Origin of the sequence: Streptomyces sp. NPDC002490, from assembly GCF_040296045.1 — a bacterium.
GTDB lineage: Bacteria > Actinomycetota > Actinomycetes > Streptomycetales > Streptomycetaceae > Streptomyces.
Genome location: NZ_JBEOWM010000006.1, coordinates 91,222 through 117,514 on the forward strand (window position 1 = coordinate 91,222; position 26,293 = coordinate 117,514).

At 73.1% G+C, this 26,293-nt stretch carries 23 protein-coding genes and 1 CRISPR repeat array; of the genes, 6 read left to right on the forward strand and 17 right to left on the reverse strand.

Annotated features, from left to right (window positions below):
• Window positions 1–2: 2 nt before the first annotated feature.
• From cas2e to ABT092_RS05765, 11 genes are all read right to left on the reverse strand, one after another.
• The gene (gene cas2e, locus ABT092_RS05715; protein ID WP_351240147.1) at window positions 3–281 is read right to left on the reverse strand and encodes a type I-E CRISPR-associated endoribonuclease Cas2e; all 279 of its coding nucleotides are present in this window, start codon (window positions 279–281) and stop codon (window positions 3–5) included.
• Window positions 278–1,354, reverse strand: coding sequence for a type I-E CRISPR-associated endonuclease Cas1e (cas1e, locus tag ABT092_RS05720; RefSeq protein WP_351240149.1), 1,077 nt, complete (start codon window positions 1,352–1,354; stop codon window positions 278–280). The genes cas2e and cas1e overlap by 4 nt, the downstream gene beginning before the upstream one ends.
• Window positions 1,355–1,357: 3 nt before the next feature.
• The gene (cas6e, locus tag ABT092_RS05725; protein ID WP_351240151.1) at window positions 1,358–2,221 is read right to left on the reverse strand and encodes a type I-E CRISPR-associated protein Cas6/Cse3/CasE; all 864 of its coding nucleotides are present in this window, start codon (window positions 2,219–2,221) and stop codon (window positions 1,358–1,360) included.
• A gap of 5 nt (window positions 2,222–2,226) precedes the next feature.
• Window positions 2,227–3,072, reverse strand: coding sequence for a type I-E CRISPR-associated protein Cas5/CasD (gene cas5e, locus ABT092_RS05730; protein WP_351240153.1), 846 nt, complete (start codon window positions 3,070–3,072; stop codon window positions 2,227–2,229).
• On the reverse strand, window positions 3,069–4,220 hold the full coding sequence (cas7e, locus tag ABT092_RS05735) for a type I-E CRISPR-associated protein Cas7/Cse4/CasC (protein WP_351240155.1): 1,152 nt from the start codon (window positions 4,218–4,220) through the stop codon (window positions 3,069–3,071). The genes cas5e and cas7e overlap by 4 nt, the downstream gene beginning before the upstream one ends.
• Window positions 4,221–4,388: 168 nt before the next feature.
• Window positions 4,389–4,988: a type I-E CRISPR-associated protein Cse2/CasB gene (casB, locus tag ABT092_RS05740; protein ID WP_351240157.1), complete on the reverse strand. Its 600-nt coding sequence runs from the start codon at window positions 4,986–4,988 to the stop codon at window positions 4,389–4,391.
• Window positions 4,989–5,116: 128 nt separating this feature from the next.
• Entirely contained in the window at window positions 5,117–6,823 is a 1,707-nt protein-coding gene (casA, locus tag ABT092_RS05745; RefSeq protein WP_351240159.1) for a type I-E CRISPR-associated protein Cse1/CasA, read from the reverse strand.
• A gap of 232 nt (window positions 6,824–7,055) precedes the next feature.
• Window positions 7,056–10,166 carry a CRISPR-associated helicase Cas3' gene (cas3, locus tag ABT092_RS05750; protein ID WP_351240161.1) on the reverse strand — a complete coding sequence of 1,037 codons (3,111 nt, stop codon included), beginning with the start codon at window positions 10,164–10,166 and terminating at the stop codon, window positions 7,056–7,058.
• A gap of 376 nt (window positions 10,167–10,542) precedes the next feature.
• Window positions 10,543–13,011: a CRISPR direct-repeat array (repeat unit 28 nt; unit sequence GTCGGCCCCGCGCTTGCGGGGGTGTTCC).
• Window positions 13,012–13,083: 72 nt separating this feature from the next.
• Window positions 13,084–13,446, reverse strand: coding sequence for a DUF1330 domain-containing protein (locus tag ABT092_RS05755; RefSeq protein WP_351240163.1), 363 nt, complete (start codon window positions 13,444–13,446; stop codon window positions 13,084–13,086).
• A 168-nt stretch (window positions 13,447–13,614) separates the two neighbouring features.
• Window positions 13,615–14,868: a L,D-transpeptidase gene (locus tag ABT092_RS05760; protein ID WP_351240165.1), complete on the reverse strand. Its 1,254-nt coding sequence runs from the start codon at window positions 14,866–14,868 to the stop codon at window positions 13,615–13,617.
• A gap of 313 nt (window positions 14,869–15,181) precedes the next feature.
• Entirely contained in the window at window positions 15,182–15,577 is a 396-nt protein-coding gene (locus ABT092_RS05765; protein WP_351240167.1) for a hypothetical protein, read from the reverse strand.
• A gap of 110 nt (window positions 15,578–15,687) precedes the next feature.
• Here ABT092_RS05765 and ABT092_RS05770 point away from each other — a divergent pair, with 110 nt between their 5' ends.
• Window positions 15,688–16,026, forward strand: a complete 339-nt coding sequence (locus ABT092_RS05770) for a hypothetical protein (protein ID WP_351240169.1) — start codon at window positions 15,688–15,690, stop codon at window positions 16,024–16,026.
• Window positions 16,027–16,098: 72 nt separating this feature from the next.
• Window positions 16,099–16,788: an MBL fold metallo-hydrolase gene (locus ABT092_RS05775; protein WP_351240171.1), complete on the forward strand. Its 690-nt coding sequence runs from the start codon at window positions 16,099–16,101 to the stop codon at window positions 16,786–16,788.
• Window positions 16,789–16,795: 7 nt separating this feature from the next.
• On the opposite strand, the gene hutH is transcribed toward ABT092_RS05775, so the two are convergent.
• The 6 genes from hutH to ABT092_RS05805 all read right to left on the reverse strand — a co-directional run bounded on the left by hutH (window position 16,796) and on the right by ABT092_RS05805 (window position 23,216).
• Complete coding sequence (gene hutH / locus ABT092_RS05780; protein WP_351240327.1) at window positions 16,796–18,334, reverse strand: histidine ammonia-lyase; 1,539 nt, start codon at window positions 18,332–18,334, stop codon at window positions 16,796–16,798.
• 136 nt (window positions 18,335–18,470) lie between these two features.
• Window positions 18,471–18,680 carry a DUF4287 domain-containing protein gene (locus tag ABT092_RS05785; RefSeq protein WP_351240173.1) on the reverse strand — a complete coding sequence of 70 codons (210 nt, stop codon included), beginning with the start codon at window positions 18,678–18,680 and terminating at the stop codon, window positions 18,471–18,473.
• Window positions 18,681–18,813: 133 nt separating this feature from the next.
• Window positions 18,814–19,989, reverse strand: coding sequence for a GGDEF domain-containing protein (locus ABT092_RS05790; protein WP_351240177.1), 1,176 nt, complete (start codon window positions 19,987–19,989; stop codon window positions 18,814–18,816).
• Window positions 19,990–20,108: 119 nt separating this feature from the next.
• Window positions 20,109–20,927: an enoyl-CoA hydratase/isomerase family protein gene (locus tag ABT092_RS05795; RefSeq protein ID WP_351240179.1), complete on the reverse strand. Its 819-nt coding sequence runs from the start codon at window positions 20,925–20,927 to the stop codon at window positions 20,109–20,111.
• A gap of 81 nt (window positions 20,928–21,008) precedes the next feature.
• The gene (locus ABT092_RS05800) at window positions 21,009–22,181 is read right to left on the reverse strand and encodes an adenylate/guanylate cyclase domain-containing protein (protein WP_351240181.1); all 1,173 of its coding nucleotides are present in this window, start codon (window positions 22,179–22,181) and stop codon (window positions 21,009–21,011) included.
• A 165-nt stretch (window positions 22,182–22,346) separates the two neighbouring features.
• Complete coding sequence (locus ABT092_RS05805; protein ID WP_351240183.1) at window positions 22,347–23,216, reverse strand: biotin--[acetyl-CoA-carboxylase] ligase; 870 nt, start codon at window positions 23,214–23,216, stop codon at window positions 22,347–22,349.
• A gap of 168 nt (window positions 23,217–23,384) precedes the next feature.
• Between ABT092_RS05805 and ABT092_RS05810 the strand changes: the two genes are divergently transcribed.
• From ABT092_RS05810 to ABT092_RS05825, 4 genes are all read left to right on the forward strand, one after another.
• A complete protein-coding gene (locus ABT092_RS05810; protein WP_351240185.1) occupies window positions 23,385–25,001 on the forward strand; it encodes an acyl-CoA carboxylase subunit beta in 1,617 nt (538 codons plus the stop codon).
• Window positions 25,002–25,034: 33 nt separating this feature from the next.
• Complete coding sequence (locus ABT092_RS05815; RefSeq protein ID WP_351240187.1) at window positions 25,035–25,241, forward strand: acyl-CoA carboxylase epsilon subunit; 207 nt, start codon at window positions 25,035–25,037, stop codon at window positions 25,239–25,241.
• A gap of 64 nt (window positions 25,242–25,305) precedes the next feature.
• Entirely contained in the window at window positions 25,306–25,434 is a 129-nt protein-coding gene (gene mmpB / locus ABT092_RS05820) for a morphogenic membrane protein MmpB (RefSeq protein ID WP_351240189.1), read from the forward strand.
• Window positions 25,435–25,462: 28 nt separating this feature from the next.
• Window positions 25,463–26,083 carry a nucleoside triphosphate pyrophosphatase gene (locus ABT092_RS05825; RefSeq protein ID WP_351240191.1) on the forward strand — a complete coding sequence of 207 codons (621 nt, stop codon included), beginning with the start codon at window positions 25,463–25,465 and terminating at the stop codon, window positions 26,081–26,083.
• The last annotated feature ends 210 nt before the right edge of the window (window positions 26,084–26,293 follow it).

The following is a 26,293-nucleotide window of genomic DNA, read 5'->3' on the forward strand; positions in this document are numbered from 1 at the left end:
GCTCAGCGGCGGTTGCGGGCCGAGAGGATCAGACCGTCGAGGTCCACCGGACGCCAGCGGTCGCGGCCCGCGGTGCGGACCGCCCAGCCCTGTTCGTTGGAGGCGGGTTCGACCAGGACCGCCTGGCCGTCGCCGATCCGGGTGGCGAGGAGTTCCCAGAGACGGTCGCGGACGCGACGACTCGGGTTGCCGACGAAGACGCCGGCGTTGACCTCGACCATCCAGCGGGTGAGATGGCCGCGCAGACCTTCGGGCGCGGCGATCAGGACGATCACGGTCATCGGGACGGCTCCGGGGACGGGGGGCGATCGGGCTCCGCGGGCTGGTCGGAGTCGGTGGCTTCGGGGCCGATGACCGCCAGGTGCTGCTCGCCCATGCCGGCCGGGGTCAGGGACGTGACCGGGCCGGGGGAATCCGGCCCGGTGGTGTCGTCCGGGGCCCAGTTCACGCCTGCGGCGACCGACCCGAGGCGTTCGTCCCAGAGTTCGCTGGTCTCCGGGGTGTCGAAGTCCGTACCGGGCGGGTTCAGGAGGCCCTTGACGTCGGTCACGATACGGCCGAGCAGCTTCGTCCCCGCGATCTGGTCGCGGAGGCCGACCCGGGCGTCCCGTTCCTCGACGAGCCCCTGCGCGGCGAGGTCGAAGGCGAGGGGAATCGTGTACTCGGCCTTGTAGAGGTCGGCGACGTCCAGCACGAAGGAGATCGCGGAGCCCGTGTGGACGAAGCCGAGTCCGGGGCTCGCGCCGAGTCCGACGACCACGGCGTGGCAGATGCCGTAGAGGGCGGCGTTGGCGGCGGAGAGCAGGCGGTTGAGGTCGTCGCCCGCGGCGAACGCGTCGCCCGCCGTGTAGACGCGGCCGTCCCAGCGGACGCCGGTGCGGCGGGAGTGTTCCTGGTAGAGCTTGCGGATGCGTGCGCCCTCCCGCCCGCGGAGCTGCTGCATCGTGGCGCGGGACACGTCCTCGCCGGGGAACCTCATGCCGTACATGGCCCGTGCGACGGCCAGTCGTTCCTTGGGCCGGGTGACCAGCCACGCCTGCCGGTGGAGCAGCCCGGAACCCCGGCTGGGGCCGAGGCCCGCCGCGTACATCCGCACGCCCTGTTCGCCGACCCAGCAGACCGCGGTGCCGGAGTCCGCGAGCAGTCTGACGGCTCCGTGGGTGACGCGGGTGCCGGGCCCCAGCAGCATGACCGCGATCATGGCGGCCGGGATGCGTACCGTCTCCCGCCGGTTGATGACGACGACGGCGTTCTCGTCGCGGTCGAGGTGGCTGCGTTCCACGTAGACGCTGGAGACCCGGTCCACGAGGCGGTGCAGGTCGTGCGGGTCGGCCTTCCACCAGATGTCGGCCACGGCTCAGTCCTTCCGACCGGGAAGCTGCCCACCGGGAAGGGGCGCGAGCGTGAGGAGTCCACAGCCGTACGCCTTCGAGGGGCCGATCCCGTCGAGGAGGCGGGCGGTGAACAGCGCGGGATCGGTGACGCGGAGGCGGCCCTCGAAGGTGGCGCTGTGGAAGGTGACGCCGGGGCCCTTTCCGTTCTTCCTGAAGGAGTGGCGGTGGCGGGCGGTGACGCGCACCTCGCGGAGCGGGTCCCGCGCCCGGGACCCGCTGTCCGACGGGTCCGCGGGGTCGGGGTGTGCGACGCCGGGGGCGGGGGGGTCGGTCCGGGAGACGGGGACGTCGAAGCCCCACCCTCCGGTGCGGTTCAGGAACCAGCCCAGTTGGGCGCCGACCGTGCGATGGCCGACACGGAACCCCCGTACCCGCTGGTTCTCCGGGTGGGCGGCGATCCGCGCGGCCTGAGCGGAGGTCGGGCGTTGCGGTGCCTGGGTGTTCTGCACCGGGCTCGCGGTGAGTCGGAAGGCGAACTCGCGGCCGACCGCGATCTGGGCGAGGAGCGGAGCGTACGCGCGGACCGCCGCGTGTTCCCCCTCGGCGTCGGGCCAACCCGCCCGTTCGACGACATGGGTCCAGTCCGGCTTGGACCGGGTGAGGACGTACAGGTACGGCCGGTGGGGGTCGTCCGCGTCCAGCCGCCACAGGACCCGTCCCCCGACGGATCCGGCGGGTCGGCCGGATCCGTGGTCGGTGCCCGCGGGCCGGTCGGGTTCGCCGGGGATGCCGCCCATCACCGCGCCGTGCATGGCCCTCGGGTTGGACAGCAGCTTCCGGCTCTCGGCACGGAGGGGATTGATGCGGATGCGGGAGAGATACGTCATGGCGGTCACCAGCCCAACAGGGCGAAGGGGTCGTGTCCGGCCTCGTCGACCGGGTCGGCGGCGTCGGGGTTCGAGAAGCCGGTCGGGATGCTCAGCCAGCGGTGCCGGACGCGTCGACTGGTGAACCGGCGGGCGTACGGGTCGAAGGAGACGGGTGCGTCGTGGATCACGTCGTCGCCGGCCGGGTCCTCCAGGGTCGCCGAGCAGTCGATCCGGGCCGGGTACAGCGGACGGCCGAGCCCCCGTTCCCGACCGAGTCGGGACGCGTACTGTTCGGCCGCCCGTCGCGTGACCAGCCACGGCAGCTCCGTCAACGCCTCCTCCAGGCCCGTCTCCTTCAGACCGAGCGACACCGGCTGGGTGGGCGGACAGGAGCGGCGGCCCAGCGCGAGCGGGAACGCGGGGGCGCGGACGGCGCGATCGAGCGTGCTCAGCAGGGCGCGCGGTCCGGCGACCGCGGCGAGGAAGACCGCGTCCTGGAGGTAGTAGCGGGTCGTCACGTGCGTGTGCTTCGCGGGTGACGTCGGCTTCTGCGTCCCCTTGGCGCTCACTCCGGACTGGGGCAGCGGGCGTCCCCGGTAGTCGCTGACGGTGTGGTAGTCCCGCAACAGGGTGCCCGGCTGGTCGACACGGACGCCGAGCCGTAGCTCCGACAGTTCGCCGAGCGCGTCCTCACGGGCGACGCCGGCAGCGGCGGCGAGCAGGCCGATGACCCCCGACTTGGTGGGCTCGGCCCCGGTCTCGCGGCGGTTGAAGGCGCTGCGTACGCCCCAGGACTGCATCGGCCCGGCGAGCCGCAGCAGCAGGACGGCGTCGCCGCCGGTCGGCGGGCCGGCTACGGCGGGAGTCATCGGGCGGCCTGCTGGAGGGTGTCGGTGAGGTGGGCCCGCAGACCTTCCAGGAGTTGCGGAAAGGCGAGCGGCTCGCCGAACGTCGCCGTCAGCAGTCCGGCCGTGTCGCCCGTCTCGGCGAAGGTGTGGCAGACACCGGTGAACGCCGGCTGGTCGCCCCAGCATCGGGCGGCCCTGCCGTGCTCGCGGGCCAGGCCGCGCGCGGACTCCTCCGCGATGCCCGAGGGAACGTTGACCGGCTCCTCGAAGGCGGAGACGAGGTTGACGGGTTGATCGGACCGTACGGCGAGGGCGACCAGGCTCGGCAGGGTGCGGTGCGCGAAGGAGTTGCCGTAGCCGGTGGGCATGGAGCGGGCGAAGGAGGTCACGAACTCCCCGACGGCGGCGACCGCGGCCTCGTCGTCCGCGAGGTTGTGCCGGAGCTGGTGCAGGCCCACAGTGGCGTAGCGGTAGAGCGTGGCGGAGTTGAAGCCGATGGAGCCGATCATTCCGGCACCGGTCTCCTCGTCCGCCTGCTCGTCGTCGACCGCGGTGAAGTAGTCGAACTCCAGCTCGACCGCGTGGGTCGACAGGGCGTGGGCCACCTGTGTCGCGGCATCGACGTTCAGCGCGGGGATGTCCGCGACCATCCGTCCGAAGAGCGCGACGTCCATCGGATGCCCCGTGCTGAACTGCTCCCGCACGGGCATCGCCTTGATCTCCTCGGCGAGCGCGTCCTCGTCCAGCGCCGCGAGCTCGGCGGCCCGGTCCCGTACCAGCGCCGCGACCGCCGCGAGCTGGCGGCGCCCGTAGAAGAAGAGGTACGCGATGTCCCCGTCCTTCTTGCCGGCGCTGATCCCCAACCGCGCCAGCAGAGCGTTCGCGAGCCGCGCCGCCGCCCCGTCGTCGAGGCCGGTGGCTCTGGCGATCTGCTCGGTGAGGGCGGCGGCGACGCGACGGGTGCGGGTCGCCAGGTCCTGCTGGGGGATCCGTTCGGCGAAGTGGGTGCGGGTGGCCCGCTTCCACGCCTGCGAGGAGACCCGGGACCGGCGTACCCCGCCGAAATACGCCTCCTTGGGGTTGCCCTGGTCGTCGCGGTTGAGGTTGGCGGGCGGCACCGTTTGCAGGATGTGGACGTCGATGTACGCACGGGGCACGGGCAGCGCCATGGGCTCCTCCGGTGGAGTCGTTCGAGGGTGGGACGGTCGTGGGTCGATCGGCGGGTCGGGGTCTCGGGTGGTGGGGTGATCGGTGCGGCGCGTCGGTCGTTCCGCAGGCGCGGCGCCTTCGGTGCCCCGGTGTCTTCGTGCCGTGGCTCCTCGGATGGGACGGGAGGGTTAGGCGTCCTTCGACGGGTCTCCGGCACCCGTGCGGGCGCTCCGGGCGTGGTAGGCGAGCCCCCAGCGGCGCCGGACCTGTTGCCTGGCTCCCGGAGTCGTCCAACGCTGGATGTCCAGGAGCAACTGGTCGTAGTCCACGGCTTGTTCCACCGAGCGGAGCTGTGTGACCAGCCCGCGCAGCCGGTAGAGCAGGGCAGAGACGGAAGCCGTCTGCACGGCCGCCGCCACGCGCTGGTCCACGGCCTCCTTGCCGAACCGTTCGGGGCCGTGCAGCGCGCGCAGCGCCCTGCCCATGGGGATTCCGGGCTGGTGCATGGGCTTGCTCTGGCTCTGTTGGTGCAGACCGTAGAGCGCGAGGGCGGCGTGCTCCGCCTCCAGTTCGGGGGTGACCCGGCCGTCGACGCGGCTGGCGTAGAAGGGCCAGAGCTCGGGGACCGTGCCGGCCGGCCGCCCCAGGCCCGCACGCAGGGCGGCCAGGTCTTCGCCGGGCGGGCGCGTCCTGGCACCGCTCACGGGATCGGTTCGCCAGTCGCCGCGGGCGTCCACGCGCTGGCTCCAGTAGCGGCGTGCGTCGGGTTCTGGCGCGGGGGTGGGCACGGCGGTTCCCTTCGGTCGGCTCGGAGTGAGCTCGTTGCGTTGGTGGGGTGACGAGTCCGGTGGCCGGAGGTCGCCGCACACGGGGCACGGCTGCGCCACGGCGTGCCGGACCACCGGCTGACCCGGGGTCAGTTCCCGCGGCCGGCGGCGCGGCGGGTGAGGATCGCGTCCAGGCGTTGCCGGAACGCGTGCTCGGCCGTACTGAGCCGGTAGACGTGTTCCTTTCCGTCCTTGATCACCGTACGGCCGGTGAACAGACCGGGCGCTGCGGTGGCGAAGACCTGCTCCGCCACCCTCCACGTCGCCCGTTCCGCCTTCTCCTCCCACGCCTGGAGGCCGCGCTCCGAGGCGTCGAAGTCCTCGGCGACGGCACGGAGTCCGGCGAGGAGCCGTCGGACGACGGGGTCGAGCGCGTGCAGCAGGGTGTCCCCGGGACGCTGACCCTTGTCCCACGGGATCGGCTCGGCCCCGGCGGCCCGGCGGAGGTCCGCCGAGAGACGGTTGACGGAGGACGCCAGGCTCTCCGCCTGCTCCACGGCCCCCAGCAGGGAGTCGTAGACGAGCCCCTCGGGATCGAGTGCCGTGACGGGCAGGGGGATCGCGTCGAAGAAGACGTCCTCGATAACGGCCGACTGGTTGCCGTAGACGATGCCGGTGAGTTCCACCTGAAGGGGGTACGCCTTCGGCATCCGGGCGCCGACCTCTCGGAGCTTGCCCAGCAGGACACTGGTCCGCTGCCCGGCACGGGTGGCGGTCGACTCACGGTCCTTGTCGGTGTTCCAGACGGCGAGCAGCGCTTCGAGGCCCCGCCAGCCCGCCCGCCCGGGCTGGTGGCGACGCGGACGCTGGGGACTCGCCGATCCGGCCGTGGTGGTCTTCCTCGCCCGGGGTCCGCCGGCGGGGGGCGTGGTCCACGTGGTGTGCGGCTCGACCTCGGGGGTCGTGGTCAGCCGGTCCCCGGCGGCGACGACGACCCGGGTGACACGCGGTCCGGCCGGGGTGTCCTCGGGGATCAGTCGGATCCGGCGGGACTGCCAGGTCCAGAGGTCGAGCAGGCCACGGGCGGGCCGGAGCTGCCAGGCCGGCAGGGCGCAGGAGAGGGTGTGCGCGATGTCGCCCTCGGTCGCCCGACGGCGCCACTGGGGCGCATCGTCCGAGAGGAGCGCCTGACCGAAGGAGATGTTGAGCAGCAGCGATTCGTAAACCGTGCGCCCCATCGGCATCACGACGCCCAACTGGCCCAGTGGGCCGGTGGGGTTGCCGGTCGTCTTGCCGGCCTTGGCCCGCGGGTCGCCGACGACGCCGGTCTTGATGGCGGCGGTGTCCCAACACTGGGTGTGGAGCAGCCAGCGGGCGGCTTCCGCCGGGGTCAACTCCAGGGGATCGCCCTCGGTGCGGGACGAGAAGAGCGGCACGTTGTTCCCGGTGGCGGCAGTGGCCACGAGAAGGGCCGACCCCTTGGTCTCACCCTTCGCCGTACGGAGCCCGGGGACCTGCGCGAAGGGCTGGACGGGGTCGAACAGGTCGAAGAAGCGGCCGTACTCGTCGAAGTACGCCTCCAACTTGCGCCGTTGTTCCCCGGTGAAGGCTCCGGAACGGAACGTCTCCAGCCACTCGGCCGCGTTCGCCGGGCGCCCGAGCGCGTCCACGACCAGAGGGAGCAGCAACTGACGGTAGATCGCGGGCTTCTGCGTGGGCAGATCCACCACGAGGTCCTGGAACCGGTCCGCGTCGAGCAGCAGCTCACGTAAGCCGACCCCCCGCACGGGGCGAGCCCCTTCCCCGTCGCCGACCGGACGCACGGGCTGCCAGGGCTCATCCAGCAGATTGAACAACTCGGTTTCCTCACAAAGCTTTTACGTCTAGCGAGCGCGGTTCCAGCATGACACACCCTCGCCCCTTGCGAAGAGGAAATGAGAGGATGCCCAGGCCCCGCGAGGTGACAGGTGCACGAGGGACGGGTGTGCACCCGAGGGGATGCTCCGCTTTTCCGTCTGCACGACGGATCGGCCCCGCTGTTGGCGGGGAAGGGGCGGGCCGGCGAGGCGACTCCCTCCGTCGGCCCGCTCACCCCCGCCGCAAGGATCGCGGCGCGCCCTCCGTGCGCTCCACCACGAGCCCCCGTGCGTCCTCGTACCGGAGCCGGTGGTCGCCGAGGACGGCCTCGCGCCGGCGGTCGAGCACGAGTGCCGGGGAGTACCGCAGCCTCGGGTGCCCGAGCCAGCCGGGCAGCGGCCCCAGTCCGCGCACCGCTTCCTCCGACAGCTTCCCGGCGGGGAGCCGCACCGTGCCGCCGAGCACGTCGTCCAACAGCTCGTCCGGGACGTCACCGTTGACCGTCAGGCTTCTGCCGCGAAGGGTGCGGTACGTCGTCCCGTCCTGGACCACGAGAACGACCTCCGCGCTGAACTCGCCGTCACGGACGACGGCGTCCAGATCGGTATCGTGACCGCCTCCGGGCAGGGACGCGTAGTGCAGTCCCGCGAGGGTGGCCCCCTCCTTGTCACCCCGGCGGGTCAGGAGGAAGAGGTCGGCGACCGCGGCCCGCTCCCGCTGCTCGGTCTCCCACGTCTGCCGTGCGGCTGCCGCGTCCTCGCGCCAGGTCGACGGCAGTGCGTCGTCGAGCTCTCCGTAGCCCGCGGCCACCAGCTCGGGCACCCGGTCGGGGACCCGCCACTCCCCCGTCCCGTCAGCGGCCCCGGCGAGTAGGGCGGCGGTGCGCAGCAACAGGTGGCGCCCGTAGATGGCCTCGGAGGCACCGAGGAAACGCGGAGGATCGTGGTGGAAGACGGAGCGGGCACGGGGCGTTCCCGCGGACGCGTCGGCAGCCTCGGGCGGATCGGAAGGGCCGGGGGTGCCCCCGCCGTCGAATCCGGTGATCACCACTCGGGGTCGACGCAGCCCGGTGGGGCGGGGCACGCCCCCGTGGCGGTGCAACCGCCCGATCCGCTGAAGCAGAAGGTCGATCGGGGCCAGGTCCGTGACGAGGAGGTCGGCGTCCACGTCGAAGGACTGCTCGGCGATCTGCGTGGCAACGACGATCAGCCGGGGGCGTGGCCGGGAGCGGGGGCGCCCCGGATCCGCTCCCGGCTCCGGAGGGCCGAGCCGCCGCAACGCGTCCTGCATCCGGTCCGCCCGGGGCCCCACGGCGAACCGACCATGCAGCAGCAGCACCTCGTCCTCGCCGAACTCCGCGCACAGAGCAGTGTGGAGGGCCTGGGCCCGCTGGACGGTGTTGCGGATGACCAGGGCGCATCCGCCGGACGTCAGTTCCGTGCGGAGGAGGGCGGCGATCGACGCATCCGCCTCCTCCCGTGCCCGTTCGGTCAGTTCCCGTGGTGAACGCGGCGCGGGCACCGTCTCCGGCACGAACTCCAGGGCGACGGGCAGCGACGTCCGCCACGAGGCGCACGACCTCACGTCGATGCGGTGACCCGAACCGTCCGGCGCCCGCCACGCCGCGGTCACCGACGGATATCCGCCCGCTTCGGGAAGGCCGTCGACCGTGTACTCCTCCCGGGCAGCGGCACCGGCCAGATAGGCGTCCACCAGATCACGACGCTGGTCTGGTGGCAGCGTCGCGGAGAGCAGGACGACGGGCGCCCCGGCCTGACCTAGCCAGCGCAGACCCTCCCGGAGGAACTGCGACATGTAGACGTCCGCGGCGTGCACCTCGTCCAGCACCACGACCTTGCCCGCCAGGCCCGCCATCCGCAGCATCACGTGCTTCGTACGGGTCGCCGCGAACAGCAACTGGTCGATCGTGCCGACCACGAAGGGGCAGAGCAGCCCGCGTTTGGCGCCGAGGAACCACTCGGCGGGGCCGCGGGACACCGGCTGCGCGGATCGGCGGTCGAAGGCCGCCACCCCGGGACCGTACAGATCGTCGTCCTCGCACTCGCCGTACGCGTCGACCCCGCCGAACCGGTCCTCCGGGTCGTATCCGGCGTCCCGGTGCCCGGTCACGGCACCATCGATCAGCGCACGCCACTTCTTGTTGAACATGCGCTTGCCGTGCAGCAGCGCGACCTGCTCGGACAACTCCTCGTCGATGCCCCCCACCCACGACCTGACCTGCTCGAACATCGGATCGCTCGTGGACTGGGTCGGCATCCCCACGAAGACGCCGTCCGCACCGAACCTGGCGGCCAGGATCTCGGCCGCCATCAACGCGGCCTTGGTCTTGCCCTCACCCATCGGGGCCTCGACCACCAGAAGCCCGGGAGCCTGCATCCGTCGCGCGGCGTCCATGACGAGGATCTGGGACGGCCGGGGCCCGTGCCCGAACCGGTCGCCGAACGCCTCCGGACCCGGCTCCGCCAGCCGCCCCCAGCCTCCGCGCAAGCGCAGTTCCTTCCAGGCGGCGGCAGCCCTCCGCCGCGCACCCTGGAGACTCACTTCCGCGAGGTCGTCGACGCCTGCGAAGTGCTTCTCGTCACTGGCGATCCAGTCCGCCATGACGACGAGCCCGCTGAGGTGCAACTGCGCAGCGCGGGACGGGACCCGTACGGGCTGGACCGACGTGACGTCCTCGAAGCCGAGCTCCGCGGTGAAGCGCTCCACCAGGGCGAGTTGGGCCCGCCGCCACGGCGCCCCACCGGCGTTCTGCCCCCGGCTTCCCCGAGGCTCCAAGGTGGCGCTCTCCTCCGGAAACGCGCCATGGTGCCCGGCCACCAGGGGCCACACCCAACCGACCTGCCCGTCACACCACCCAGCGTCCCGGAGCACCGTACGCAGGACGTACGCACCGGCTCTGTCGTGACGCCACTTGAGCTTCCGGTTGGCGAGGGTGGGCTCGTGCCACCCCAACCCGGCATCACGCACTGCCTGCGCGCCCTTCGCCCACAAGCGTTGGAAGGCGGGGGTGGCCTTCCCGCAGTCATGGATGCCGCACAGCCACGCGAAGAGGCGTCGGCCTCCGCCCGGAGTCCCCACGACCTCGTCCATCATGCGCTTGGTGGACGGTGCCAAGTAGTCGTCCCAGACGCATTCGGCGACGGCCGCCGTGTCCAAGAGGTGCGACAGCAGCAGATTCGTCCTGCCGCCGGCCTTCTCCTCGGACTTTCCCCACAGCACGTGCAGTCCGTCGTGCGGGTGGTGCGGGTCCTGGCCGGTGGCGGCGCTGCCGTGGCTGTGGCTGGGGCTCTCGGGCCGGGATCGTAAGTAGTCTTCAGCCATGCCGTCTCACTCCTCTGTGGGCTGCCCCGGCAGCCTAAACGGCACCACTGACAACGACGGACCACTGGCGCCCTCTGACCGATCCTGTCCTCTTCTGGCAGTGCGGAGACAAGGGGACTTCCGCGTGTTCCCCCTGCCGTCTGCTGTCCGCCGTTCGCCGTTCTGGACGGGGGCGGGCGGCATGGGGAACGATGGCGACGGTGTTCGATCTTTCCGCGACGAGGGGCACGCCTCGTGCCCACCTGGGGGAGTTTCAGTGACCGTGACCACGGTGGCGCTTGGTTCCCACCAGGCGTGCTCGGCCGGTAGCCGTGGCCACGCGTTCCAACTAAATGAAATCCGCGTTGATCGCTGAAAGAACCGCAGGTCAACAAGTGTCGGCCCCGCGCTTGCGGGGGTGTTCCTCCATGTGTGTTCACCCCCGTCGACCACGATGTGTCGGCCCCGCGCTTGCGGGGGTGTTCCCCCCCGACCCTGTCCAACTTGAGCAAGGCGGACGTCGGCCCCGCGCTTGCGGGGGTGTTCCTCGTCTGCGTGGGGGGGCGGGGCAGATGCACTGCGTCGGCCCCGCGCTTGCGGGGGTGTTCCCTGGGACCGCATCGCCGTCCGATCCGTTGTCGGGTCGGCCCCGCGCTTGCGGGGGTGTTCCCGCGAGACAGTTTGGCGTGTCGCACGTGATTGCGTCGGCCCCGCGCTTGCGGGGGTGTTCCGAAGAAGAACATGGCGTATCGGCCGGACTGGTAGTCGGCCCCGCGCTTGCGGGGGTGTTCCTGCGATTCTCCTTCGCCAGCATCCCGCGGGGGAGTCGGCCCCGCGCTTGCGGGGGTGTTCCCGGTCATCCGTCACTTTTCCTCCACTGTCGCAGGTCGGCCCCGCGCTTGCGGGGGTGTTCCTCCAGGCGGGTGACCGTATCTGGGTGCCGGGGGGTCGGCCCCGCGCTTGCGGGGGTGTTCCCGGCCCCAGGAACCACGGCCTGCGCCCCCCGCGGTCGGCCCCGCGCTTGCGGGGGTGTTCCGGCGGTGGAGCGCTTCATCTCCATGGATGGCATGTCGGCCCCGCGCTTGCGGGGGTGTTCCGGCGATCGGGCCGCCGTCGTCCGGGGGCACGGTGTCGGCCCCGCGCTTGCGGGGGTGTTCCGAGGCGCAGTTTCGTCATGGTGATCCTTCGTTGGTCGGCCCCGCGCTTGCGGGGGTGTTCCCGCACCGATCCGTGCCATCACCCGACTCGGGCTGTCGGCCCCGCGCTTGCGGGGGTGTTCCGCGGAGGCGATCCGCTTTCAGCTACACGAGACGGTCGGCCCCGCGCTTGCGGGGGTGTTCCCGGGCCGGGCTCGGAAGGGCGTTGGGCATAGCGGTCGGCCCCGCGCTTGCGGGGGTGTTCCGACCGGGATGCGGAAGTGGCTGACCGGCTCCGGGTCGGCCCCGCGCTTGCGGGGGTGTTCCAGCACCCCCCCCGTGGAGCCCGGCGTCGCCGCTCGTCGGCCCCGCGCTTGCGGGGGTGTTCCGGTCCACCGGATCTCAGGGGCGGTGTACTGGTCGTCGGCCCCGCGCTTGCGGGGGTGTTCCGCCCGCCTTCACCCCCGCGCCCGGGGCCGCCCTGTCGGCCCCGCGCTTGCGGGGGTGTTCCGCGCAGGAGGGGGAACAGCGGGTGGCGGGGGAGGTCGGCCCCGCGCTTGCGGGGGTGTTCCCGGGCGCGGCGGGGACGTGCCGGCGCTGACCCGGTCGGCCCCGCGCTTGCGGGGGTGTTCCGGGGACGCCTGACGGCGTCACCACCTTCGAGGCGTCGGCCCCGCGCTTGCGGGGGTGTTCCGCGCGCCGACATCACCACGGCCATCACCCGTCGGTCGGCCCCGCGCTTGCGGGGGTGTTCCGGACCGGACCACCCTGTCCCGGGCCGTCGCCGTGTCGGCCCCGCGCTTGCGGGGGTGTTCCACCGGATACGGCGGGCGCGGCCTCTACGAACGCGTCGGCCCCGCGCTTGCGGGGGTGTTCCGGCTCCGTGGAACTCCACCGTGTGGGGCATCAGGTCGGCCCCGCGCTTGCGGGGGTGTTCCCAAGTCGGCCAGCGCAGTTTTCAAGCTCGACATGTCGGCCCCGCGCTTGCGGGGGTGTTCCTGCCCCGACACGCACACACAGATATGCGGGTGCGTCGGCCCCGCGCTTGCGGGGGTGTTCCGATCACGGCCTGAGTCATGTTTTTGGACATGGGGTCGGCCCCGCGCTTGCGGGGGTGTTCCGCGGTGCCGGTGCGCGGTCCGGGTGTCGACCTCGTCGGCCCCGCGCTTGCGGGGGTGTTCCGGATCTTGAGGCCCTGGTAGACCTCTCGGTCGTGTCGGCCCCGCGCTTGCGGGGGTGTTCCCCGCGGCGCCGGGTCTACATCTCCCGGTGCTCCGTCGGCCCCGCGCTTGCGGGGGTGTTCCCCCATGGACCTCCCACAGTTCAAGGGCGCAGTCGTCGGCCCCGCGCTTGTGGGGGTGTTCCGGTAGAGCCCTGTGGTCCCTGGGTTTCTACCCTGTCGGCCCCGCGCTTGCGGGGGTGTTCCGCCCTCAGCATGCTCGCCCTCGGTGGGGGGTTGGTCGGCCCCGCGCTTGCGGGGGTGTTCCCCGCTCCTCGACGCGGCGTACCTCCACCGCTCCGTCGGCCCCGCGCTTGCGGGGGTGTTCCCTCCCGCTCGGCAGCGTCTCCGTCGACCTCGTAGTCGGCCCCGCGCTTGCGGGGGTGTTCCGCTGCTGTGGGTGGACGAGCTGATGTTCTACACGTCGGCCCCGCGCTTGCGGGGATGTTCCCACCGGTGAATGGCCTCCTCAGCCGCTTCGTTGTCGGCCCCGCGCTTGCGGGGGTGTTCTGCGGTACGTCATCGTCCTCGGTGAGCGCCGATGGTCGGCCCCGTCTTGGGGCCGGGCCCTACGGCCGCCCCTTCAGGCCCCGTCCCCGCCCGCCGCCGACCGGATCGCGTGGGCGGTGGCGGTCGCGTCGTAGCCGGGCGGGACTCCGTCCACCAGGACGGTGCGGCAGGTGAAGTGGGCGAGGCGCAGCGGGAGGATCTGCTGGTAGGCGGGGGAGGCGTACCAGGCGCGGGCCGCCGCGGCGTCGGGGAAACCGATCATCACCAGGGCTCCGGGCCAGGGTCCCTCGACCACCTCGGGCTCCACCCCGTGGACGAGGAAGTGACCGCCGAAGGGGTCCATGGTGGCCTGGATGCGCTCGATGTAGTCGGCGACCTCCTGCGGGGTGGGGCCCGTCGCGCGGGGCTGGAGGTGGCAGATGGCGTACGTGGTCATGGCCCCGTCTCTCCTCGTTCGGCGGTTCGGTCCTCCGATCCTGGTACGGGCCGCGCCCGGGGTCGATGACCTCGGGGGTCATCGACCGGGGCCGGGGCCGGAACGGAGAACAGGGCCGCCGCGTCCGGTCGGGGACGCGGCGGCCCTGTCGCTGGGGGCGGCGGTGGGTCAGACCGCCGAACCGGCCTTCCACTGGGCCCAGTCCATGTTCCAGCCGTTGAGGCCGTTGTCGGGCTGGATGGTCTTGTCGCCGGTGTTCTTGACGACCACGACGTCACCGAGGAGCGAGTTGGTGAAGAACCAGGCGCCGGGGGTGCCGGAGTCGCCGGCGCCCTTGGTGTCGGCGAGACCTATGCAGCCGTGGCTGGTGTTGACGCTGCCGAAGATGGACTTGGCGCCCCAGTAGTTGCCGTGGATGAAGGTGCCGGAGGTGGACAGGCGCATGGCGTGCGGCACGTCCGCGATGTCGTACTCGCCCTTGCCGTCGTCGTCGGTGAAGCCGACCGTGGCGCCGTTCATCCGGGTCTCCTTGAACTTCTCGGAGATCACCATCTGACCCTCGTAGGTCTTGGTGGTGGGCGCGCCGGCGGAGATCGGGATGGTCCGGACGACCTTGCCGTCCTGGGTGACCTTCATCTGCTTGGTCTTGGCGTCGACGACGGAGACCTGGTTGCGGCCGACCGTGAAGGTGACGGTCTTCTGCTGGACGCCGTAGACGCCGTCCGAGCCCTCCACCCCGTCGAGGGCGAGCTTCAGGGTGACCGTCGAGTTCTCCGTCCAGTACTTCTCGGGGCGGAAGTCGAGGCGCTTGGAGTTGAACCAGTGGCCGACGACCTCCTCACCGCTGCTGCTGCTGACGGTGACGGCCTGTTGGACGGCCTTGCGGTCGGTGATCTCCTTGTCGAAGTTCAGCGAGACGGGCATGCCGACGCCGACCGTGGAGCCGTCCTCCGGGGTGAAGTTGCCGATGAAGCTGTTGGTCGGCGACACGGTGGTGAACGAGGCGTTCTCGTGGGCGGGGCGGCCGTCCCCGTCCGCGGCGGTGACGGCGACCTTGTAGGCGGTGGCCCGTTCGAGTTGGGCGTCCGGCTTCCAGCTCTTCCGGTCCGCGGATATCTGGCCGGCCACGGCCTTGCCGTCCGTGGTGGTCATGGTGACCTTGGTGAGGGTGCCGTCGGTCACCGAGACCTTCGCGGCGTTGTTGATGCTGGCGTTGTCGGAGCCGTCCTTCGGCGTGATGGCGATCTTCGCCTCGGAGGTCTTCTCGGCCGCGGCCTTGTCCACCTGGGCCTGCGGCTTGCCCCCCGCTCCCGGGTCCTCGCCCGCGTCCGATCCCCCGTCGCTGCACGCAGAGAGCACCAGCACCCCGCCCAGCAGCGCGGAAGCAGCCTTGAGTCCCCGACGCCGCCTACTGTCCCTCATCACACGCCTCTCCGTCGTCACCGATTTCCCCGCACACACGGCAGCCCTGTGCTGGTAAAACGCCCTGATCGCGTTCCGCGGTTCCTTGCGCGGCACAGGTGTGGGACACACCACGTCCAACGTCACCGGCGGTCCGGGGGTGCCCCCTCGGACCTCCGACGCGTGGCACGCGGCGGGATCGCGCGCCCCGGGGCGGCGCCCCGGAAAGGCGGCGAGGCCCCGGCGGCGGCACGCCGTCCGGAGCCCCGGCCGTCCGGCCGCACGGCCGGACCCGGATCCGCCGCGCCCTCACGGGCGGACGGATCGGGACGGGTCAGCGGAGGGCGCCGCCCGCGTCCTCACCCTCCTCATCATCGTCGTCCTCGAACCAGTCGCTTCCCTCGGGGTCGAGTTCGTCGTACGGATCGTCGCCGCGGCGGCCTCCGGCGCCCTCGGCGAACGCCTCGCTGCTCCAGGAGGCGCGGGCGAGGTCGACCCCGGGCACGTCCTTGACCAGGTCGTACGGGTCGATGAGGTAGGCGAGCGCCTCGGCTGTGTCCTGTTTCACAGCGAGTTCGGACTGGGCCCGCTCCGCGGGGTCGACGTGCTCGTCCCGGGCGATCTGCCGCAGCGCGCCGCCGGTCAGCGCGTCCCCGTCGCGCACCTCCAGCAGCAGATCGGTGCGCAGGCGCACATATCGGGTGTGACGGGATGTTTCAGAGATGGTCATGGTCGGGAGCGTACGGCCGGCGCACCCCGCGACTTTCCTGCGACCCGCGGCGTTCACTAGCATCGGTCCATCCGGCCAATTCGCCCGTGTCACAAGGGGATCGATTTTCCGTGTCCGCCGCCCGCCGCTCGTTGCTGACCGCAACCGCCGCCGGAACCCTCCTCGGCGCCCTGTGGTTCATCCCTTCCGCCAACGCGACCAGCGCCGATTCCCTCGGCGCGCCCCGGACGATCGTCCCTGCGGCAATCAGAGCCGAGGGCTCGGAGCCGGCGTCCGCGGTGGTGACGACGGTCAGCGAGCAGTCGGTGCGGACCTCCGACTCCGGCGCCCGTCTGGCCGACACCGGCAGCTTCGACACCACCCCCTACGTCTACGGGGGCGCCGCCTTCCTGTGCGTGGGCGCGGGTTTCGTGGCCTACTCGATGCGGCGGGGGCGCACCGAGGGCTGAGGGGCGCACGGAAGGCTGTGCCCTCAGCGAACGCACCGTGCGCCGGTGTCCGCGGTCGCACACGCTGGGCTCATGGACGTCATCGAGGTGGTGCCCGGCTTGCGCATGCTGCGGTTTCCGGTGGGAGCCGCTTACCTGTGGCGGGACGGCCGTGACCTGACCCTGGTGGACACCGGGCCGGTGGGGCACGGGGCCGCGATCGCGCAGGTGTTGGACTCGGTCGGCGTGCTGCGCCGGATCGTGCTGACGCACTGGCACGAGGACCACACCGGTTCGGCGGCCGAGTTGGCCGAACGGTACGGGGCGGAGGTCCTCGCCCATCCGTCGGACGCCCCGGTGATCCGGGGCGAGGCGGTGGGGGCGCCGTTCGTGCTGGAGGACTTCGAGGTGCCGATCCGGGCGGCGGTGCCGGCACTGCCCCCGGCGCCGCCGTGCCGGGTGGACCGCGGGGTCGACGACGGCGAGGTGCTCGACTTCGGGGGCGGGGCGCGGGTGGTGTCCGTGCCCGGGCACACGGACGGCTCCGTCGCGCTGCACCTGCCGGGACCCGGGGTGCTGTTCACCGGGGACACCGTGCACAACGTGGGCGGGCCGGCGTTGGGCGTCTTCAACACCGACCGGGTCCGGGCGATCGCCTCGCTGCACCGGATGGCCGCGCTGGACGTGTCGACCGCGGTCTTCGGGCACGGCGACCCGGTGGTGGGCGGGGCCGGGGCGGCCCTGCGGCGGGCCGCCGCGGCCTTCGGCCCCGACCCTTCCTGACGGCCCCTCAGGCGAGCGGCCCGGTCACCGATTCGGCGGCGCGCACCAGGGCGCCCCCGCGGACGAAGGCGTCGGCCGCGGCCAGGTCGGGGGCGAGGAACCGGTCCGGGCCGGGCCCTTCGATCCCGGCGGCCCGGGCCGCCGCGATCACCGCGCGGGACGCCTCGGCCGGGACCATGCCGGCGCGCAGTTCCAGGGCGCGGGTGGCCGCGTACGCCTCGACGGCGAGCACCCGGGTGAGGTGGTCGACGGCGGTGCGCAACTTGCGGGCGGCGGACCAGCCGAGCGAGACGTGGTCCTCCTGCATGGCGGAGGAGGGGATCGAGTCGGCGGACGCCGGTACGGCCAACCGCTTCAACTCGGCGACCAGGGCGGCCTGGGTGTACTGGGCGATCATGAGTCCGGAGTCGACGCCCGGGTCCTCGGCGAGGAACGCCGGCAGGCCGTGCGAACGGTTGCGGTCCAGGAGGCGGTCGGTGCGGCGTTCCGCGATGGAGGCGAGGTCGGCGACGGCGATGGCGAGGAAGTCGAGCACGTAGCCGACCGGGGCCCCGTGGAAGTTGCCGTTGGACTCGACCCGGCCGTCCGGCAGGACCACCGGGTTGTCGACGGCGGCGGCGAGTTCGCGCTCCGCGACCAGTCGGGCGTGGGCGAGGGTGTCCCGGCCGGCGCCGGCGACCTGCGGGGCGCAGCGGACGGAGTAGGCGTCCTGGACCCGCGGGGCCTCGTCCTGGTGGTGGCCGGTGAGTCCCGAACCGCGCAGCACGGCCAGCATGTTGGCGGCGGCGGCGCCCTGGCCGGGGTGCGGCCGGATGGCGTGCAGTTCCGGGGCCAGCACCCTGGCGCTGCCGAGCAGGGCCTCCAGGCTGAGTGCCGCGGTGATGTCGGCGCTGGTGTAGAGGCGGTCGAGGTCGGCGAGGGCCATCAGCAGCATGCCGAGCATGCCGTCGGTGCCGTTGAGGAGGGCGAGCCCCTCCTTCTCGCGCAGTTCGACGGGGTGCAGCCCGTGGGCGGCGAGCAGGTCGGCGGCGGGTCGGACGGTTCCGTCGGGGCCCTCGGCGTCACCCTCCCCCATCAGCGCCAGGGCGCAGTGGCTGAGCGGGGCGAGGTCGCCGGAGCAGCCGAGCGAGCCGTGTTCGTGGACGACGGGGGTGATGCCCGCGTTCAGCAGGTCGGCCAGGGCGTGGGCCACCTCGGGGCGGACCCCGGTGCGCCCGGAGCAGAGGGTCTTCAGCCGCAGGAACATCAGGGCGCGCACGACCTCGCGTTCGACGCGGGGCCCGATGCCGGCGGCGTGCGAGCGGACGATGTTGCGTTGCAGCCGGGCGCGCAGGTGGGGGCCGATGGGGCGGGTGGCGAGGGCTCCGAAGCCGGTGGAGACCCCGTACACCGGGTCGGTGCCGGCGGCCAGGGCGTCGATGACGGCGCGGGCGGCGGCGAGCGCGCTCTCCGCTTCCTCGGAGAGTTGGACGCGGGCGTCGTGGCGGGCCACGGCGAGCACCTCGGCCGCGGTGGTCCCGGACGCGCCCAGCACCACAGTGTGCATATCCATATTCAGGAGCGTACGCAGTGAATTGAAGCTTGTCATCAGATCGGGCGTCCACCTCCCGTCCGGCCCCGGGCCCTGACCCGCCGTCACACGGCGGGGCGGCCCGGGTCGTCGCCGGCCCCGGACCCTCGCGTCAGGAGGCGTCCGTCGCGCGCACGTGGGCGACCAGCGCATTGGCGTGCCCGTGGCCGAGTCCGTGCTCGGCCTTCAACCAGGCGACCAGCTCCATGTGCTTGGTCAGCGGCGAGGAACGGATCAGCTCCAGCCACTCGGCGACCGGACGGCCGTAGGCCCTCTCGATGGACGGGAAGTAGCTCGCCGGGCCCTTCACGGCTGCGGTCACGGTGGTCCTGCCTTCCTCTCGGGTCACCGGGCGCCGCGCTGCTGCGGGTCGGTGCTGTCGAGGGGTGGACCCGTCCCGCTCCCGGAGCTCATCGCCCGCCGCACGTGATCCGCGCCACACCCGACGGTCCGGGCTATCCCTGCCGCTCCCGCCACCGGCGGAAGCGGCGGCGCTCGCCGACCGGCGGGGCGGGCTCGCCGGCGGGCGGGCCGGCGGCGTCGGCGAGCCGGAGCACCGGGTCGTCGGGGCCCGCCCGGCCGGCCACCACGGGCCCCGGCGACCTGGCCGCCTTGGCCCGGTACTGGGCGGCGTCGGCCAACCGGAACAGCCGGCGGGCGGAGCGCACCTCGCCGATGGGGTCACCGGTGGAGGCCACCCCGCAGGCCACCCCGTCCCCGAGCCCGGCGGCCCGGCGGCACAGTTCGTCGGCGACCCGCACCACCTCGTCCGCCGGCGGGCCGACCGTCAGCAGGCAGAACTCGTCCCCGCCGAGCCGGGCGGCCAGCGTGTCGACGCCCGGCAGCATCGCCCCGCACACCGACAGCACCGAGCCGAAGCGTTCCAGCAGCCGGTCCCCGACCGCGTGCCCCTGGGTGTCGTTGACCCGCTTCAGCCCGTTCAGGTCGCACACCACCAGGCTCACCACCACGCCCTCGGCCCGGTGCCGGTCGATCGCGTCGTCGAGTCCGGCGTCCACCGCCCGCCGGTTGGCGAGCCCGGTGAGGGAGTCGGTGAACGCCAGTCGGCGGGCCTCCTCCAGGCGCTCGGTCTGGGCGAGGCCCGCCGCGACCACGGCCGCGAGCACGGTGGCGAAGTCCGCGTCCGCCTGGACGAAGTCCGGGCCGCCCGCGAGGCGTGCCACGTACAACTCGCCCCAGGCCCGGCCGTGCAGCACCAGCGGGGCGACCACGCAGCAGCCCCGGCCCCGGCGGCGCAGCGCGGCGACCCGCTGGTGGTAGTAGCCGGCGCCGGCGAAGGCCGGGCCGTCGGCGGTCTCCACCCAGGCGTGCGGCTCCCCGCCGCCGGCCCACCGCCCGTGCAGGAACTCGGTGATCTCGGGGAACTCGTGCACCGGGTACGCCTCCAGGGCGGGGAACTCCTCCTCGCCCGGCGCCAGCCGTCCGGCGTTGACGAGCACTCTGAGGCGGCCGTGGTCCCGTTCCCAGACCGAGAGGGCGGCGAAGTCCCCGACGAGGGCCCGCCGGGCGCCGTCCGCCGCGGCCCACCAGGAGTCCCGGGGGGTACGGGCCGCCGCCATGCCCTGGGCCAACTCCACCACGCCTCGTAGCCGCACTTCTTCACCACCCATCACACCAGGTTAGGGACGTTTGGCATGTTTTGAGGCATTGGGTGGATCCACCGGGGGTTCGCAGGGGCACCCGGCCGCGCCCGGGTCCGGGGCGCGCCCCGGACCCGCTCCCCGTGCGCCTACTCCCCGGGCCAGTTCGGGGCGCGCTTCTCGTTGAAGGCGGCGATGCCCTCCGCCCGGTCCCCGGAGAAGGCCACCGTCGACCAGGCCGCGTCCTCCACTTCGAGCCCGGCGCGCAGGTCGAGGCCGTGCCCGAGGCGCAGGGCGCGCTTGGCGGCGCGCAGCCCCACCGGCGAGTTGGCGGCGATCCGCCCGGCGAGCGCCAGCGCCTCGGTCCGGTCCCCGCCCTCTTCGACCAGGAGGTCCACCAGCCCCAGCGCCTGGGCCTCCACGGCGGGCACCCGGCGTCCGGTGAAGATCAGCTCGGCGGCCCGGGCGGCGCCCACCCGGCGCGGCAGCAGTTGGGTGCCGCCGCCGCCCGGGATCACCCCCACGGTGACCTCCGGGAGCCCGACGACGGCCGTGGGGTCGGCCACGATGAGGTCGCAGGACAGGGCGATCTCGAACCCGCCGCCCAGGGCGTAGCCGTGCACCGCGGCGACGGCCGGCACCGGGAGGTCCAGCACCGCGGTGTACGCGGCCCGGCCGACCGGGCGCTGGCGCCGCAGGTCCCGGTCGGTGAAGGAGTTGCGCTCCTTGAGGTCGGCGCCCACGCAGAACGCCCGCGGGTGGCCGGAGGTGACAACCACCGCGCGCACCCCGGGGTCGGAGCCCAGGGCGGTGCAGGCGGCGGCCAGGCCCCGGGCCAGTTCGGTGGAGACCGCGTTCATCGCCTGCGGACGGTCCAGCCGCAGTTCGGCGACCGGGCCGTGCCGGAGCACCGCCACCCCGTCCCCGAACCGCACTGCCCCCTCGTCGGCGTCCGTGCCTGCGTCCACGACGCACCTCCCTGCTCGTTAACGGTCGTTACCCGAGCGGATCATTCCAGGAGGCGGGCCGCGACGGAACGGGGCGAGCGGTCAGGGCCGGGTGAGCAGCCAGGGTTCGACCACACCGAGGCCGCGCACCGGCCGCTGCCACATCGGCTGGAGCACGAAGCGCGGCGCGGGCGACTCCGGCGGCGCGGGGTCCACCGCCGCGTCCTGCGCCGGCGCGAGCCCGGTGCGGGTCAGCTCCTCGGCGAACGCCCCGTCCACCAGGACGGCGTCCCTCGGGGCTATCGAGGTGAGCCGGCTGGCGAGGTTGACGGTGGTGCCGAAGACGTCGCCCATCCGGGTGGTGACGGTGCCGAAGGCGATGCCGACCCGCAGTTCGGGCATCGTCTCGTCGTCGGCCATGGTCTCGATGAGCCGCAGGGCGATGTCGGCGGCGATGCCCGCGTCGTCCGTCGCGTAGAGGACCTCGTCGCCCAGGGTCTTGATCAGTCGACCGCCGCGCGCGGCCACCAGGTCGGCCGCGGTGGTCTCGAACGCCTCGACGAGTTCGCCGAGTTCCTCCTCCTCCATCCGCCGGGTGAGCCGGGTGAAGCCCACCAGGTCGGCGAAGCCGACGGCGAGGCGGCGGTCCACCATCTCCTCGTCGTCGGCGGCCTGCACCACCCGCCCGGTGGCCGCGGCGAGCTGCCGCCGCCACACGTAGACCAGGAACTCCTCCAGCTCCGGGAGCAGCAGTTCCATCAGCGGGTAGGTGACCTCGGTCCGGGTCATGCCCGGCTCGGGCGGCTCGGTGAGGCCCTCCAGGAAGGAGTCGATCTGCCACTCGGCGAGCCGGGCGGTGGTCTGCCCGGTGGACCGGGCGACCTGGATGGCCATCGGCTCGCTGAGCAGGCCCGCCTCGACCAGACCGGCCAGCCGCCGCAGGGCCAGCACGTCGGCCTCGGTGAGCGCCTTGGCCTGGCCGATGTCGGCGAAGCCCATGGCGCGCCAGAAGCGGGACGCGAGTTCCATCGAGACGCCGGCGCTCCGGGCCGCCTGGAAGGGGGTGTAGCGGCGTTCCGCGCCCAGGATCAGCTGTTCCAGCCGGAGGGCGAGGGGGTCGTCGCCGTCTCCGTCGGTGCTCTCCGCGGTGCCGGAACCGGGGCCGCGACCGGAGTCGCCCGACCGGGCCGGCGCGGGTACCGGGCCGGGGTCGTCGGAGCCCGGGTCGGGGGCGCCGCCCCGCCCCGCACCGGCACCCGTGTCGTCGACGGTCACACCTGCTGCCTTCCGATCTGCCGCCCGATCTGCCGCGCGGTCAGGGTGCTGAGGGAGCACCCAGACAGACACAGTACGACAGCTGTGCCGTGGCTCACTCCCGACCGGACGGTCCGGTCCCGCGAACCGCCCGGAACCCCTCCGTCGCCGCAGCGCGGCCCTCCCTCAGCCGGCCTCCGCCGGACGCAGGTGGACGATGTCGCCGGCCCCGACGGGCTGCCGTCCGCCGTCGTCGGAGGCGATGACCAACCGGCCGTCCCCGTCCAGGGCGACCGCCTCGCCGGTCACCTCCCGCTCGCCCGGCAGCAGGGCCCGCACCCGGCGGCCCAGGGTCGCGCACCCGGCCGCGTAGGTCTCCTGCACCCCGGAGGCCACCGGGTCGCCGCCCGCGGCGCGCCAGTCCCCGTACCACTGCTCCAGGGAGCGCAGCAGCGCCCGCAGCAGCGGGTCCCGGTCGGTGGTGACGGCGCCCGCGAGGGCCAGCGAACCGGCGGTCGGCACCGGCAGCTCCCCGGCCCGCAGGCTGACGTTCAGGCCGATGCCGAGGACGATGCCCTCGCCCGCGCGCTCGGCGAGGATGCCGCCCGCCTTGCGTTCCTCGCCGTCGACGGTCACCAGCAGGTCGTTGGGCCACTTGAGGGCGGTGTCCACCCCGGCCGCCCGGGACAGCCCGGTCGCGACGGCGACCCCGGCGAGCAGCGGCACCCACCCCCACCGTTCCTGCGGCACGCCGGGCCCGGGGACCAGGTACACGGAGACGAACAGGCCCGAGCGGGGGGGCGCGGTCCAGCGGCGGTCCAGTCGGCCCCGCGCCGCGTGCTGCGCCTCGGCCACCAGCACGACGCCCTCGCCCGGGGCTTCGGGGCCGGCCGCCCGCGCGGCCAGGTCGGAGTTGGTGGACCCGGTCTCGCGAACCACCTCCAGGGAGGTCCACAGCGAGCCGGGGCGCACCAGGGCACGGCGCAGCGCCGGCGCGTTCAGCGGCGGGCGGTCCAGGTCGGACCAGCGATTGTCAGGGGCATCCGGGGGTGTCATGCAACCCACCCTAGGTGTGGCAAACACCGCACTGCCGAACGGTATCCGTCCCACTACGCTACGAGAAAAGTAGCCCCGGTCACCCATCCGGCGGCCTCCGCGCCGACGCGGCCCCACGCGACGACGGTGTGCCCGGCCGCCGTCATCCTCCGCAGGGAGCCGTACCCGATGTCCACGCCGGAAGAGCCCCGTACCACGTCCACCACGCCCCCGATCGACGTCCACACCACCGCGGGCAAGATCGCCGATCTGCACCGCAGGATCGACGAGGCCACCCACGCGGGTTCGGCGCGGGCGGTCGAGAAGCAGCACGCCAAGGGGAAGCTGACGGCCCGTGAACGGATCGGGCTGCTGTTGGACGAGGGTTCGTTCACGGAGCTGGACGAGTTCGCCCGGCACCGCTCCACCGCGTTCGGGCTGGCGGACAACCGTCCCTACGGCGACGGCGTGGTCACCGGCTACGGAACCGTCGACGGCCGTCCGGTCGCGGTGTTCTCGCAGGACTTCACGGTCTTCGGCGGGGCGCTCGGCGAGGTCTACGGACAGAAGATCGTCAAGGTGATGGACTTCGCGCTGAAGACGGGCTGTCCGGTCATCGGGATCAACGACTCGGGCGGCGCCCGCATCCAGGAGGGCGTGATGGCGCTCGGGATGTACGGGGAGATCTTCCGCCGCAACACCCACGCCTCCGGGGTGATCCCGCAGATCTCGCTGGTCGTCGGGCCCTGTGCGGGCGGGGCCGTGTACTCGCCGGCGATCACCGACTTCACGGTGATGGTCGACCAGACCTCGCACATGTTCATCACCGGGCCCGACGTCATCAAGACGGTGACCGGCGAGGACGTGGGCTTCGAGGAGCTGGGCGGGGCCCGCACCCACAACGCGGTCTCCGGGGTGGCCCACCACCTGGCCGGCGACGAGAAGGACGCCGTCGAGTACGTCAAGTCGCTGCTGTCCTACCTGCCGTCGAACAACCTGAGCGAGCCGCCCGCCTTCCCCGAGGAGGCGGACCTGGAGCCCACCGCCGAGGACCTCGAACTGGACGCGCTGATCCCGGACAGCGCCAACCAGCCCTACGACATGCACCGGGTGGTGGAGCACCTGCTCGACGACGGGGAGTTCCTGGAGACGCAGGCCCTGTTCGCGCCGAACATCCTCACCGGCTTCGGCCGGATCGAGGGCCGGCCGGTGGGCGTCGTCGCCAACCAGCCGATGCAGTTCGCGGGCTGTCTGGACATCGACGCCTCCGAGAAGGCGGCCCGCTTCGTCCGCACCTGCGACGCCTTCAACCTCCCCGTGCTCACCTTCGTGGACGTGCCCGGGTTCCTGCCGGGCGTCGGCCAGGAGCACGAGGGGATCATCCGCCGGGGCGCCAAACTGATCTACGCCTACGCCGAGGCGACGGTCCCCCTGGTCACGGTGATCACCCGCAAGGCGTTCGGCGGGGCGTACGACGTGATGGGCTCCAAGCACCTGGGGGCCGACCTGAACCTGGCCTGGCCGACCGCGCAGATCGCGGTGATGGGCGCCCAGGGCGCGGTGAACGTCCTGCACCGCAGGACCCTCGCCCAGACCCCCGAAGGGGACCGTGAGGAGGTCCGGCAGCAGCTCGTCCAGGAGTACGAGGACACCCTGCTGAACCCGTACACGGCCGCCGAGCGCGGCTACGTCGACGCGGTGGTGACGCCCTCGCACACCCGCCGCCACCTGGTGCGGGCCCTGCGCCACCTGCGCACCAAGCGGGAGGACCTGCCGCCGAAGAAGCACGGGAACATCCCCCTGTAGGCACCGTCGCCGCCCCGCCCCCGAGGAGTCGTCGTGATCAAGGTAGTGAAGGGCAATCCCACCCCGGAGGAACTGGCCGCCGCCCTGGCGGTGGTCCGGGCCCGGGCCGCCGCGTCAGCGGCGGCGTCCGGGGAACGGCCGGTCGCGCCGGACGGCTGGTCCCGTCCGGCCCGCCTGCTGCGGGCCCGGCGCCCCGCGCCGGGCCCGGACGCCTGGACCCGTACCTACCGACCGGGCTGAGCGGGACGGCCCTTAGGTACCCGTACTCAGGCGCGCACCGGCCCCGGTGGGCGACCATCGGGGCATGCTGTGGTCCGACCCCCGCGACGAACCGCCCGAGGAGATGCGCGCCATGCAGGGCATGCTGCGCAGAGCCGGGCTGATCCTCGCCCTCGCCATGGTGCTGGCGATGGTGGGGCTCGGCCTGCGCTGACCTGCGGGGCGGGTTCTACGCTGGGCGCATGAGTGCAGCCCGCCACCTCGTCCTGGCCTCCCAGTCCCCCGCCCGTCTCGGACTCCTGCGACAGGCGGGACTCGACCCCGAGGTGCTGGTGAGCGGGGTCGACGAGGACGCCGTGACCGCCCCCACCCCCGCCGAACTGGCCCTGGCGCTGGCCGTGGCCAAGGCGTCGGTGGTGGCCGCCCGCCCGGAGGCCGTCCGCCGCGGGGCGCTGGTGGTGGGGTGCGACTCGGTGCTCGACCTGGACGGTCAGCCGCTCGGCAAGCCCGCCGACGCGGAGGAGGCCACCGCCCGCTGGAAGGCGATGCGGGGTCGGGCCGGCACCCTCCAGACCGGCCACTGCGTGTACGACACCCGCACCGGCCGGCACGCCGCGGCGACCGCCTCCACGGTGGTCCGCTTCGGCGAGCCGACGGACGCCGAGATCGCCGCCTACGTCGCCTCCGGGGAGCCCCTGCACGTGGCCGGCGCCTTCACCCTGGACGGGCTGTCGGCCCCGTTCGTCGACGGCATCGACGGCGACCACGGCAATGTCATCGGCCTTTCGCTGCCCCTGCTGCGGCGCCTCCTCGCCGACCTCGGCGTGGGCATCACCGACCTGTGGGCGCCGCGGGCGCGGTGAAGGGTCCCGGGGGACGGGGGCGGATGCCTCGGCGCGCCTCCTCGCCGTTGGGCCATTCGTAGGGATTCCACAAAGATTCGCGATCCCGCGCAGTGCCCTCTCATAGAGACCTCGGCCACACAACCGGGCTAGGGTTCCCAAGAGGATTTCCGCGCGGCGTTCGTGACATGGGCTTTCACCGCGCACCCGACCCCTTCTCACCCTCCGTGT